The sequence below is a fragment of the Alteromonas sp. AO-Serp genome (assembly GCF_017849675.1).
Lineage (GTDB): Bacteria > Pseudomonadota > Gammaproteobacteria > Enterobacterales > Alteromonadaceae > Alteromonas > Alteromonas macleodii.
This window is the reverse complement of record NZ_JAFLMX010000210.1, coordinates 20,952-33,267: the sequence shown is the minus strand read 5'-3', so window position 1 is coordinate 33,267 and position 12,316 is coordinate 20,952. Positions and strand designations below refer to the sequence as shown.

Sequence of the window (12,316 nt, the reverse complement as noted above, 5' to 3'; positions counted from 1 at the left end):
CATGACAAGAACTATCAGTAAAGTTGCCAAAGAACTGGCTATCAATATAGAAACCGTTCGCTTCTATGAGCGTCGTGGATTAATAGAGCAACCGCCAAAACCCGAGTTGGGCTACCGCCATTATCCCGATGAAACGGTTAATCGCATCCGGTTCATTAAGCGGGCGCAAGAATTGGGGTTTACCCTGGAAGAGATCGCCAACCTGCTAAGCTTGAATGACCGCCCATGTGCTCAGGTGCAGGAGCTGGCCGAGTATAAACTCAGCGCCGTCATGGAAAAAATTGCCGATCTGAAGCGGCTCGAAAGCGCACTCAAGGCATTATTGACGCAATGTCAGAGTAATAACGATGACTCACATTGTCCCATTATCGACTCCCTGCAACCTTAATTAGTTTTACACGGGCATCACAAAAACGTTTGACTCCGTACATCGGTACGGAGATTACACTTGCTCCATACACTGAAATCAGAGGAGTAAGTCGTGTCACAGAAAGAATCCAATCTACCTATTATTGGCGGCGTTATCGCGGCTGTTGGCGCTGGCCTGTGCTGCGCTGGTCCTTTCGTGTTGTTGCTGCTAGGCGTGAGTGGCTCCTGGATTGGTAATTTAACCTTGTTAGAACCTTATCGTCCCATTTTTATCCTGCTGGTTTTAGCCTTATTTGGCTTCGCAGGCTGGAAGGTCTATCGCCCCGTTGAGGACTGTGAGCCAGGCACCGCCTGTGCAGTTCCTCAAGTGCGAAAACGCCGGCAGGTGATCTTTTGGTTAACGGCACTGACTGCGTTGGTGCTAGTCACCAGCAATTATTGGATTGTCTGGTTTGCCTGAATACTTTCTTACCGCTCACTTTTATTAATGACTTAATACGTTACTGGAGAAAATGATGAAGAAAATTGCCTTGTTGTCTTTGCTAGCCTTGACCAGCCTGACCGCTTTTGCTGCGCCGAAAACAGTTACTTTGGAAGTTCCAACCATGAACTGTGTGACCTGCCCCTTTACGGTCAAAAATGCCTTAAAAAATGTTGAGGGTGTGAGTAAAGCTGAAGTCACCTTTGAAACCAAATTGGCAGTTGTCACATTCGACGACGAAAAAACCACAGTAAAAGCACTGACCGAAGCCACCACTAATGCGGGTTATCCATCAACGCTCAAGGAGTAAAGCATGGAAATGCTAATACAGTTACTGACCCGTTTCGGCGATAAGATTAGCTCATTGGGCGCGCTGGTTTCTGCTATGGGATGCGCCATGTGTTTCCCGGCCATCGCCAGCCTGGGCGCTGCGGTCGGGTTGGGTTTTCTCAGCCAATGGGAAGGTTTGTTTGTTAATACCCTGTTACCGTTGTTTGCCTGGATTGCCCTGGTACTCAACGGACTTGGCTGGTTCAGCCACCGGCAATGGCACCGTAGTGCGCTGGGTGTGGTCGGCCCCATTTTATTGCTGTTATCGCTCTATCCGTTTTTCCAATACGGCTGGAGCAGCTATGTCACCTATTCAGCGTTAGGTCTGATGGTTGCCGTATCGCTTTGGGATATTTTTTCACCCGCGAATAAACGCTGTGATGATGACAGCTGTGCTGTTTAACACGACGCAATGCCTGACTACTATTTGAGGAAAACGAATGATCTTACTATCGATAGAAGGGATGACCTGTCCAAGTTGCGTCGCTCACGTTAAAGAAGCGCTCGATGCGATCGAAGGCGTGAATAAGGTTGAAATATCTTATGAAAACGCCAGCGCAACGATCACCACAAACGGTGGGGTCAGCGTAACCGATCTCATTGGAGCGATTGAAGCCCTGGGTTATACCGCAAAAGAAAACCCCTTAGCGGAAAACACAGCACCGAACGCCTACTGTGACAACGAAAATACCAGCAACACAGAAAGCAACCGAACTCAACATGTGGCGATTATCGGTACGGGTTCCGGCGCTTTTGCCTGTGCTATCAAAGCCGCTGAAGGTGGTGCCAAGGTCACTCTTATTGAGGGAGCCGATGTGATTGGCGGCTGTTGCGTGAATGTCGGCTGCGTACCCTCAAAAATTTTGATCCGCGCCGCTCAATTGGCACAGCAGCAACGCAATAATCCCTTTGCCGGACTGGAAAATCATGCGCCCCAATTGAGTCGAGCCTTGTTGGCTCAGCAGCAGACCGCTCGAGTCGAAGAGCTGCGCGCTGCAAAGTATCAGAAAATTCTAGAGACAAATCCTGCGCTTAGTTTACTTAAAGGTTGGGCGCAATTTAAAAATGCAAACACCCTGATAGTCAGAAAAAATGATGGCACTGAGCAGGAAATCTTTGCTGATAAAATCCTGATCGCCACTGGCTCCACGCCAACCATTCCTCCCATCGAGGGGCTGGCCGAAACGCCTTACTGGACCTCTACCGAAGCGCTGTTTGCCGAGGAATTGCCGCAGCACCTGGTGGTGATTGGTTCATCGGTCGTGGCGCTAGAAATTGCCCAGGCTTACCGACGATTGGGCAGTGAAGTCACCGTGTTGGCAAGACACTCACTACTTTACAGTGAAGACCCCATAATCGGTGAAAAACTGGCGGGCTGTTTTGAAAAAGAAGGCATTCGAGTTTTAAACAACACGCAAGCCACCCAAGTGACCCACGATGGAAATCAATTCACCCTGAACACTAATGCAGGCGAGCTCAGTTGTGATCGTTTGCTGGTAAGCACCGGGCGACACGCCAATACCAGCCAACTCAATCTGGACGCGGTGGGTGTCACCACCAACAAAAAGGGCGAAATCGTTGTTAACGAACGCATGGAAACCAATGTTGCTGGTATTTACGCTGCCGGTGACTGCTCTAACATGCCGCAATTTGTCTATGTCGCCGCGGCCGCCGGTAGCCGTGCTGGTATCAATATGACGGGCGGCAACGCCAAACTGGATCTGTCCACCATGCCCGCCGTGATCTTTACCGATCCACAGGTGGCTACCGTCGGACTGACCGAGGAGCAAGCCAGGGCTCAGGATATTGAGACCGACAGCCGCGTACTGGGTATGGAAAATGTCCCACGTGCGTTAGCCAACTTTGAAACCGACGGTTTTATCAAACTGGTCACAGAGAAGGAAACGGGGTTGTTGCTAGGCGCGCAGATCCTGGCTCACGAAGGCGGCGAACTGATCCAGAGTGCGGCTTTAGCCATCCGCAACCGTATGACGGTGACGGAATTAGCCGACCAGCTTTTCCCTTACCTCACCATGGTGGAAGGTTTGAAGCTCTGCGCGCAAACCTTTAACAAGGATGTCAAAGAACTGTCCTGTTGTGCAGGATAGGAGAGGGCAGTATGGGAACGGCACCCGCCACGCATTCACTGACAGCCCCAACGGTCAATGCGTTGGCGGATGGATTGAACAAGGGTGAATTCGTTCCTTTTTACCAGCCTCTATGGGATGTTCAACACCAATGCTGGGAAGGCGCTGAAACGCTCATTCGCTGGCAACATCCAACTGAAGGATTGATCCAGTCAGACACCTTTATTCCCGTTGCCGAACAAAGCGGATTAATTCTGGAACTGGGCGCGTTTGTCTTACGGGCGGCCTGTCAACAGATGATGCATTGGCGTCAACGCGGTTTACCCGAGGGTATCATCGCGATCAACGTCTCTGCCTACAAATCCACCAACCTGACTTTGTCGAAGACCTTGCCAGGATATTGCGTGATACGGGACTGCCTGCTCCGGCATTGGAACTGGAATTACCCGAAACACTGGCCCTGGAGGATACGCCAATCCTGATCGAAAACCTGCATCGCTGCCAGGCGCTGGGCATTCGCCTGTCCATCGACGATTTTGGTACCGGGAGTTCGTCGCTGGCACGCTTGCAATGCTGCCCAGTGACCCGCCTAAAAATCGACAAAACCTTTGTCACGCATATGACAACCGAGCCAAAGGATCGCGCCATTACCGAAAGCGTCATCACCCTTGGCCATAACCTGAATTTATCCATCGTCGCGGAAGGGGTTGAGACGGCCACTCAACAACAACTTTTAGAGAAGCTTGGCTGTGATGTATTACATGGCTATCGGCTGGCGCGGCCAGCCGATGCCGAAACGACTGAAGCGTTGTGGCCAGGCCGCAGTGTTTGAAACGAACGGAGACAAACCCATGTCAAAAGCCGCCGTGTCAAAAGATGTGTCACGATACTTTGAGGTGATCCCCGACTTTGCGGCATTCATGGATGCCGATGGGCAGGCACTCGAATTTCCCCTGACGATCTCGCAACTGGCGAAAGCCGCGCAAACCACAGTGCATACCGTCAGGAATTACGTCTTGGAAAATTTGGTACTTTGCCCAGAGCATTCCGCGGGTGGTTTCGGTTTATACAATCAATGCGCTTTAAACCGGCTGCGCTTCATTCGCGCAGCGCGTGCGGCGGGCCTGCTGATCCTGGATATAAAACCCTTGCTCTACGCCATCAACGAAGGCGACCAGCAAGCCTGTGAAGCCGCCATGCGCGAACTGCAAACCAAAATTGATGAACGCCAGGCTTACTTGCAGGCATTGGATTCACAGCTGTCGGAGCTGCGCCAACTGGCCTGATCGCCATAACAAAGGAGTATACGATGTCAGAGAAATGTGAAACCGGCCCCCACGACTGGGTAGCCAATAAAGGCCGATTTATTCTCACCTGGGTATTGCCAGCGATACTCATAGTGATTACCGGCATGATGCAACTTGCACCGTGGATGACCGGCAGTATCTGGGCGATCGCTTTAAGTTGGATGGGATATGCCTGTTTAAGAAATGCGAGTCAATGTGGGCGAATGCATTGTTTTTTCAGCGGGCCATTTTTTCTGGGTTCCGCCATGTTGGCATTAGGCATTGGGATGCAGTGGATACAATGGCTCACCTTTAACGGATTAGGACTCTCTTTACTGATCGGTACACCACTGGTTTGCGTGTTACCGGAGATGTTCTGGGGAACTTACAAAGTTGCGACAAACGGCAAAGAAGAATGAATGCGATAGTGAAGCGCGCTACAAACTCTATAAAACGCCTCTGGTCACTTGTAGTGTATGCATTTCAATCGCCGGTTCAGGATTCTCACTCAAAACGGCGTACCGCGATCCTCTTTAGTCTGGTGCTGGTCGTCCACTTGGTTGTCCTGCCAGCGCATGAACTGGGTTCCGATATTGGCTTGCGTTCTTTTGCACATCTTAATCTGAGAATCGCGCTATTTGCGTTTTTGTTCGCAACGCTGGAGAGCGTTCTCATCAATTTATGGGTTCAACTGATACGCAAGAAGACCCATTGCAGAACGGCACCAGCGGCGGGCGGCATAGTTATCGGGATTGTAAGCCCCCTGTTGTGTTGTACCCCGCTGCTGCCGACCATCTTAAGTTTTATCGCCATTTTGTTTCCTTCCGCTGTTTCTGGTATGGGTCTCAAAATTCAGTATGCGGTCAATGTGTATCAAACCGAACTGTTGCTGTTGGCGTTGGTATTACTGTTGTTTGCGATTGTTCAAAATGCTTGGCATCTCAATTCAGGCGACGTAATGGCAGGCCATCACAAGGAATAAAGCAATGAAAGCCACTTGCGACTAATCTAGGCATATCCAAATGACGACTAGAAACCTGATAACTATAACGCGATGCTTTTACACAATAATGCATCTATCAGAGAAAATTTAAGTCGATGGCCGCTATCTATCAGACAGCTTATCCACGAATTAAATCTAATATCACCGAAGATGAGTTAGGGGATGTCTATACACCTACGCCGGAAGATCAGAAGTTTGCACTGCGTCACTGTAAACGAACCAGCGCATCCTTTTTGGGGCTCCTGATTCAGCTAAAAATCACGCAGCGATTGGGCCGGTTCGTAAACCTGGGTGAAATACCAAAGGTGATCATCACGCACATTAAAAATCAGTGCCGTTCGCGGGTGACACTGAAGGATCTCCAAACCTATTACACATCGGGCGCGAAGGATCGTCACGTAAAGCTGATTCGGCGCCATCTTAATATAAAAGCCTACGATGCGGCCAAGACCTCTGAATTGGCACAGATTTGGGCACTTGAGGCAGCGACTACCAAAGAAGCATTACCGGATATCATCAATGTCACGTTGGAATATTTGGTCAAAGAGCGATACGAGTTACCGGCGTTCAGTGTACTTGAGCGGATATGTCAGGCGGCCAGGGCCGAAGTCAACACTCGGTATTACGATCAATTGTGTGGCTTTTTAGAGTCTGAAAGTCGCCAATGCATCAACGATATTCTTCGATCTAGCACAGGACTGAATGGTTTTGGTTGGAGCACGCTGAAAAATGAACCCAAACGCCCGACCCCTCGCAATATCCATGCGTACATCCAATACCTGGAATGGCTTACATCCCTGCAAACACTTTTGCCCACGGATTTGGGGTTGCCGCCAGTTAAACACCAGCAGTTTATCAACGAGGCCAAGGCCCTGGATTACGCCGAATTGATGAAACTAAAGCTGAACAAGCGACTCGCACTCGTCATCGTTTTAATCCGGCACCAATACGCACAAACACTGGATAACGCCGCCGATATTTTTATCAAGATGTTGTTAAAAATGGATCGCTCGGCGCAGAAGCTGTTGGAGAAGTACCTTGCAGACCATCAAAAGCAAACCGATCATTTGATTTCTGTGTTGTCTGGGACGGTCAAGGTGTATCTTGATAAACCCGATTCGGTGGCAGCTTTTGATCCGATACTGGGAAAGAACAGTGATCAGCTAATGCAAATGTGCGAACAATATATGTCATTCGCAGGCAACAACTATTTGCCGTTTATGGTTCGACTCTATAAAAAGCAACGATCCACCTTGTTTCGTACGATTGAAATACTCAACCTGGCATCGGCCACGGAAGACAAGGACTTGCTCAATGCGTTCCAGTTTATTTTGACGCACAAAAAGCGTCGCACGGAGTTCCTGTCAATTCAAAGCGATCCGAACGATCCCTCTTCCAGAAATGTCATTAATATTCGCTGGATTCGCGAAAGCTGGTGGAAATTAGTCACGGGAAAATCAACCAAATCAGCACAGGTGTCGGAGGTTAATAAAACCTGTTTTGAGCTGTGTGTGTTTGAACGGATCGCTGAAGAACTAAGTACCGGTGACTTGTTCATTCCCTACAGTGAAACCTTCGATGATTACCGGGAGCAGATGATCACCTGGGAAGAATACGAAGCGCAGTTGCCTACCTATTGCGAGGAGGTAGGGCTCGTCGCCGGTGATACTGAATTTACAACAACGCTGAAGAAGTCCATGGAAACGAGCTGCCGGAAAGCTGACAGCCAATTCCCGGAGGACGAACTGGTTCGTATTGAAAACGGGAATCTGATTATCGGTAAACCAAAGCCTGATCAACCCTTACCTGAAGTCGAAGAAATTGGAGCGCTTTTGCGCGATCGGTTGGACAAAATCAACCTGCTTGATGTGATTATCAATGTCGAAAAGTGGCTGAACCTGAATAAACATTTTGGCCCGTTGTCGGGCTTCGAATCACGTATCAGCGACCCGGAGTTACGTTTTGTCCTGACCGTGTTTTGTTACGGTACCAACATTGGTCCCACCGAAACCGTGCGATCTGTGCAGGGCGTTTCTCGCAAGCAAGTCGCCTGGCTTAACTTAAAACGCACGACGGAAGCGCGTCTCGATAAAGCTATTGCGAAGATCAATAGCGAGTATAAGAAATACCGGCTCATTGAGTGTTGGGGATCAGGCAGCAGTGTGTCCGCTGATGGAAAGCTTTGGGATCTCTACGAAGATAATTTGCTATCTGAATACCATATTCGGTATGGCAGCTATGGCGGCATTGCCTATTACCACGTCTCGGACACCTATATTGCATTGTTCAGCCGGTTTATTCCCTGCGGTGTCTACGAGGCGATTTATATCTTGGACGGCCTACTCAACGATGAATCTGATTTTAATCCGGACACCGTTCACGGCGATACACAGACGCAATCCACACCCGTCTTTGGCCTGGCGTACTTGCTGGGCATAAAGCTCATGCCCCGTATCCGAAATATCAAAGATCTCAGCTTTTATAAGCCTGATCGCTCCATGGTACTCAAGCATATTCAGTCTTTGTTCAAGGAGCCGATCAAGTGGGATCTCATTGAAAAGCACTATGCGGATATGATGCGAACGGCCATGTCAGTTAAAGCAGGGAAAATCACCGCTTCGACAATCCTGCGCCGGTTCGGCACCAAGAACCGGAAAAACAAGCTGTACTTTGCGTTCCGTGAACTCGGGCGCGTGGTCAGAACCATGTTTTTGCTGGAATACATTACCGACGTTGATCTGCGCAAAACAATCCAGGCAGCGACCTGTAAGAGCGAAGAGTTCAATGAGTTTGCCCGGTGGTTGTTTTTTGCTAATGGCGGGAAAATTCCTGCAAACTTGAGACACGAACAAAGCAAACCTAGGTAGTGTTCCAAGTATTTTGTGGCTACTCCGTGAAACCGTTTTATCCACGCTTTCAGACGGCTGTGATAGGCGTTAACATTTTGAATGTGAAAGACTTTATCTATCACCTTAACTCCTCCTGCCACATCTAAGCGCTTGTGTATTAAATCATTTTTCTCAGAAAGAGCTATGTAGGGCTTATAGCCATCACTACACAACACACTGTCTTTCTCTAATTTCCCTGCTAGCTCCTGATGCAGAGCTGCCGATGTAACACTTGGCACAACGGCTTCATACGTATTCTTAGCTCGGTCTCTGACCGTTAAAACTGGCACCCAATCATCCTTTGAACGCCCCCGTTTTTTCGCTTTCATCCCTCTTTTACGGGGCTGACGAGTCATCCGTTTTGAGCCTTTCTCTGAGTAGGGAAAAAGTGTTTCGTCTGCCTCGATAATGCCTTCTAATTTGCTCGCTTTCAGTGCTGATGGTAGCGCCAAGAATCGGTGCCGCCACCTGAACGATGTTTCAAGGTGGAGGCCACATTCTTCGGCACATTTACGCAATGGCTTACTGTCCAGCATACAGCGAATATATTCTAACCAAAGCTCTTTGTACCTCAGTCGAGCTAGCGGTGTCGCCGTTGTCGCTACAAAGGTTTTGCCGCAGTTCTTGCAGCGATAACGCTGCATCTTGTTTACCTTACCGTGCCGATTGATCAGTGAGCTATGGCAGTGTGGACATTCAGGGTTTTCAACCATCCGCTCCTCAAGCTCTGTTATCAACTGTGAGACGCTATCAGTGCCTTTCAGCAGCTTCTCAACATAACGGGTTTGACTATCTGTTAAGTGTTCTAACTCGGCTATAAGCTTTGTAAATTGTGCTGGGAGCATGATCAATTCTCAATGACTGTATTCATATACAGTGTAGCAACAATTTAGCAGAACATAGCCTTTGGGAAAGGTACTCATATATGTCCAAGGAATGGAATTGAACGTATGGGCGTATATAACACAAAAGATGAATTGCGGCGCTCAGAACTTAGATTAGGGATCGTGGGAAGAGGGGAAGGTGTTGACAAGCTAGATGTCTGGCTGGATTTATGTCGAACTGGTATTTTAGCCAAAGAAAGCCATCTTTCAAATCTATTTAAAGGCTTTGGAGGGGTGTCATTGGATTATGGGTTTCATACCCAATTACTTTCGTCTCCGGGCTACACACGCACTATTCAAAAATCATCAATTGTCAAAGTTGGTAAAAATAAAACGCGAGAGGAGCGAGTTGTCGATGCCGTTAACTTGTTTTATGAGCAGATACAATTTCTTGCGGAAAATCGTTCAATTGATGTAATCATCTGTGTAATTCCTGATGAAATGTTTATCTCTCTGACAAAAAGAGAAAAGCATTCAACAGAGGACACTGGGAAAGTTGAACTCTATCTGGAACATGATTTCAGAAGGCTCCTAAAAGCAAAGTGTATGCATCTCGGTGTACCACTGCAGTTAGTTGTTGAGAGCACATTGTTAACGGGTAAAGCTAACAGAGGCAATCAGGATGATGCGACACGAGCTTGGAATTTTGCAACAGCTCTCTATTACAAGGGTAACAAAACAGTTCCCTGGCGGTTAAAAGAAGAGCGATTTAAACCCAAAAGTTGTTATGTTGGAATAGGGTTTTATCGAAGCAGAGATGGTGAAACGATCTCAACAAGCCTTGCTCAGGTGTTCGATGAATTCGGACACGGTGTCATTCTCCGTGGCACGCCCGTTGTAATAGACAAAAATGATAAACGACCATATATGTCTGAGCAACAAGCCTATGATTTGTTGAGCTCAGCATTGTCAGAATATGGTAAAGCACTAATGCACATGCCTGCAAGGATTGTCATCCATAAGACTTCGAAGTTTAGAGATACTGAGATTAAAGGATTTAATCGTGTACTTGAGGAAAAGAGCATCAGTGCAAAGGACTTTGTTTCGATAACAAACACTGACATGCGTTTGTTCAGCGATTCAAACTATCCACCGGTAAGAGGTACTTTACTTTCAATCAATGAAAATGAAGGTATTCTGTACACACGAGGAACCATAGATTTTTATCAAGGAAGTAGTCAATATTCTGCAAAACGATGATATTAGAAAATACAAATACAATTCTAGTGATATCTCGATTGTTCGAATAGAGGAATCATTTAAATGAGTAACAAAACGCGAGTAGATATGATCATCGAAACCTTGCGTGATCATAAGGGTGAAAAGCTGACCGCACGTGAGCTTGCCAAGCTTTTTCTCGAACGCTATCCAGCCGAAATGGCTGAGAAGATGAAGAATCCCAACTACGCCAATGACGAAGAGCTTATCGCACAACTGGCGGCAGAAGTTGGTGGTCAGAGAACACGTCGAGCCAAAGTGAAGTGCATCAATATTAAAACTCGCGAAAAACCAAGGCCACGTTTGTATTACTGGGAAGATAATCCGCAGGAAGAAGACTTAAGCGCAGTGGATGATGAACTGCACGAAGCGGAAGATCTTAAATTAAAAGAGCACGACCTATATCCCATACTTATCGAGTTTTTAAATAAGGATATGGGTCTGTACTGTCATCGTATTGATGAAAAAACGTCGAAGAATAGCCAAGGCGCAGGCGGTAATCATTGGCTACATCCTGACATTGTAGCCATGGAGCCATTGGATAAAAGTTGGTCTCAGGTTGTAAAAACATGCGTGAGATTCGGTAACGACAAATCAGTAAGGCTCTGGTCCTTTGAAGTAAAAAAAGAACTTACCCGTGCAAATGTGAGGAAGTGCTTTTTCCAAGCAGTCTCTAACTCAAGTTGGGCTAACTTCGGATACTTAGTTTCAACAGGTATCTCAGATGGTGTGGAGCCTGAACTCCAAATGCTTTGCTCATTGCACGGAATAGGGGTGTTGTTACTTGATGTTGGAGATTTATATAACAGCCAAATTCTTATACCAGCAAAGGAAAAATCTGATATCGACTGGGTATCGGCAAATCGTATCGTAGAGGAAAACCCAGATTTCATGAATTATATTAAGCAAGTTGGTATATATCACCAAACAGGAGAACTGATACCAAGTGTATGGAATAAATAGCGAATGACACGGACGAGATAAAACGATCGCTATGTCTAATACTGTTTAGTATTAGACATTGCTTTTATGTGACCGGTCGCGAAGCGACAGAACACCACGGGTTTACCCGAGGATGAATGAGTCCGAGGCCTGTATGCTACGAAGATGGAAGTTCGAGTCTCATCACATGGTCTATATAGACTTCAATATCACGTAGTCTGGGTAACTAAATACAGGCGTCGGATACTGAAGCCTTTCGTCGTGGAGTATTTGCGCAAAGTGTTGCCGAAGCTGCTTCGAGGTATGCCCGGCGTAACGATAGAGCGAATGGGCTTTGATAATGACCATATGCACATGCTGATGGTCATCCCTCCGAAATACTCGATAGCAGAAGTGATGGGCAAACTCAAAGCCCAGTCAGCGTCAAACATGAGAAAGACATTCAAATGGCTGGGAAAGGTCTATTGGAATGAAAATATTGTTTGGTCGCCGGGTTACTTCGTAAGCAGCGTAGACTTAGACGAGCACACAATACGGAACTACGTTGAGCATCAAGGTCGGAAGGATTCAGATCAGCTCCGAATGGAGCTGTAACCGTAAGAACCCCGGGCATGCCCGGGGGAATCTATTAAATTCTTCCCGTGAGGTGTGTATGCTGCCACAACACTATAGATTACAAAACAATCAAGATGGTCATTCATTCCCGCAATGTTTCTCGATCGGGATGATATTTTTTTCGCAACGCTCATCGCGTTTACAGTATAATTGCTAGTTAAGCTCTATAAGTCGGAGGTCACTTATGTGCAAAGCTCTGCAGCATTTAGAAAT

General features: G+C 47.4%; 11 protein-coding genes and 3 pseudogenes. 13 read left to right on the top strand and 1 reads right to left on the bottom strand.

Features of this window, described 5'->3' with window-relative positions:
* Position 1 precedes the first annotated feature (1 nt).
* The 10 genes and pseudogenes from merR to QVA83_RS14180 form a co-directional block, all read left to right on the top strand.
* Positions 2-388, top strand: coding sequence for a mercury resistance transcriptional regulator MerR (gene merR / locus QVA83_RS14230; RefSeq protein WP_040133151.1), 387 nt, complete (start codon positions 2-4; stop codon positions 386-388).
* A gap of 93 nt (positions 389-481) precedes the next feature.
* On the top strand, positions 482-829 hold the full coding sequence (locus tag QVA83_RS14225) for a mercuric transporter MerT family protein (protein ID WP_007642845.1): 348 nt from the start codon (positions 482-484) through the stop codon (positions 827-829).
* A gap of 55 nt (positions 830-884) precedes the next feature.
* Positions 885-1,160, top strand: coding sequence for a mercury resistance system periplasmic binding protein MerP (gene merP / locus QVA83_RS14220; protein WP_011711647.1), 276 nt, complete (start codon positions 885-887; stop codon positions 1,158-1,160).
* Positions 1,161-1,163: 3 nt separating this feature from the next.
* The gene (merC, locus tag QVA83_RS14215) at positions 1,164-1,583 is read left to right on the top strand and encodes an organomercurial transporter MerC (RefSeq protein ID WP_007642843.1); all 420 of its coding nucleotides are present in this window, start codon (positions 1,164-1,166) and stop codon (positions 1,581-1,583) included.
* A gap of 37 nt (positions 1,584-1,620) precedes the next feature.
* The gene (gene merA, locus QVA83_RS14210) at positions 1,621-3,288 is read left to right on the top strand and encodes a mercury(II) reductase (protein WP_101566849.1); all 1,668 of its coding nucleotides are present in this window, start codon (positions 1,621-1,623) and stop codon (positions 3,286-3,288) included.
* Between the two features lie 11 nt (positions 3,289-3,299).
* A pseudogene (locus QVA83_RS22450) lies at positions 3,300-4,099 on the top strand (putative bifunctional diguanylate cyclase/phosphodiesterase).
* 19 nt (positions 4,100-4,118) lie between these two features.
* Positions 4,119-4,553, top strand: coding sequence for a MerR family transcriptional regulator (locus QVA83_RS14195; protein ID WP_011711644.1), 435 nt, complete (start codon positions 4,119-4,121; stop codon positions 4,551-4,553).
* Positions 4,554-4,576: 23 nt separating this feature from the next.
* Positions 4,577-4,972, top strand: coding sequence for a hypothetical protein (locus QVA83_RS14190; RefSeq protein ID WP_101566845.1), 396 nt, complete (start codon positions 4,577-4,579; stop codon positions 4,970-4,972).
* Positions 4,969-5,535 (top strand): hypothetical protein, encoded by a 567-nt coding sequence (locus tag QVA83_RS14185; RefSeq protein ID WP_040133153.1) that lies wholly within the window; start codon positions 4,969-4,971, stop codon positions 5,533-5,535. Before QVA83_RS14190 ends, QVA83_RS14185 begins: the two co-directional genes overlap by 4 nt.
* A gap of 116 nt (positions 5,536-5,651) precedes the next feature.
* A pseudogene (locus tag QVA83_RS14180) lies at positions 5,652-8,414 on the top strand (Tn3 family transposase); the annotation flags it as partial.
* Here QVA83_RS14180 and QVA83_RS14175 read toward each other — a convergent pair.
* Positions 8,414-9,289, bottom strand: a pseudogene (locus QVA83_RS14175) (IS1595-like element ISAma5 family transposase); the annotation flags it as partial. The pseudogenes QVA83_RS14180 and QVA83_RS14175 sit on opposite strands and share 1 nt — an antisense overlap.
* Before the next feature lie 105 nt (positions 9,290-9,394).
* Here QVA83_RS14175 and QVA83_RS14170 point away from each other — a divergent pair.
* The 3 genes from QVA83_RS14170 to tnpA all read left to right on the top strand — a co-directional run bounded on the left by QVA83_RS14170 (position 9,395) and on the right by tnpA (position 12,082).
* Positions 9,395-10,528: an argonaute/piwi family protein gene (locus tag QVA83_RS14170; RefSeq protein ID WP_175578052.1), complete on the top strand. Its 1,134-nt coding sequence runs from the start codon at positions 9,395-9,397 to the stop codon at positions 10,526-10,528.
* Positions 10,529-10,591: 63 nt separating this feature from the next.
* The gene (locus tag QVA83_RS14165) at positions 10,592-11,509 is read left to right on the top strand and encodes a COG2958 family protein (RefSeq protein ID WP_069945404.1); all 918 of its coding nucleotides are present in this window, start codon (positions 10,592-10,594) and stop codon (positions 11,507-11,509) included.
* 144 nt (positions 11,510-11,653) lie between these two features.
* Positions 11,654-12,082, top strand: a complete 429-nt coding sequence (gene tnpA / locus QVA83_RS14160) for an IS200/IS605 family transposase (RefSeq protein WP_069945403.1) — start codon at positions 11,654-11,656, stop codon at positions 12,080-12,082.
* Positions 12,083-12,316 lie beyond the last annotated feature (234 nt).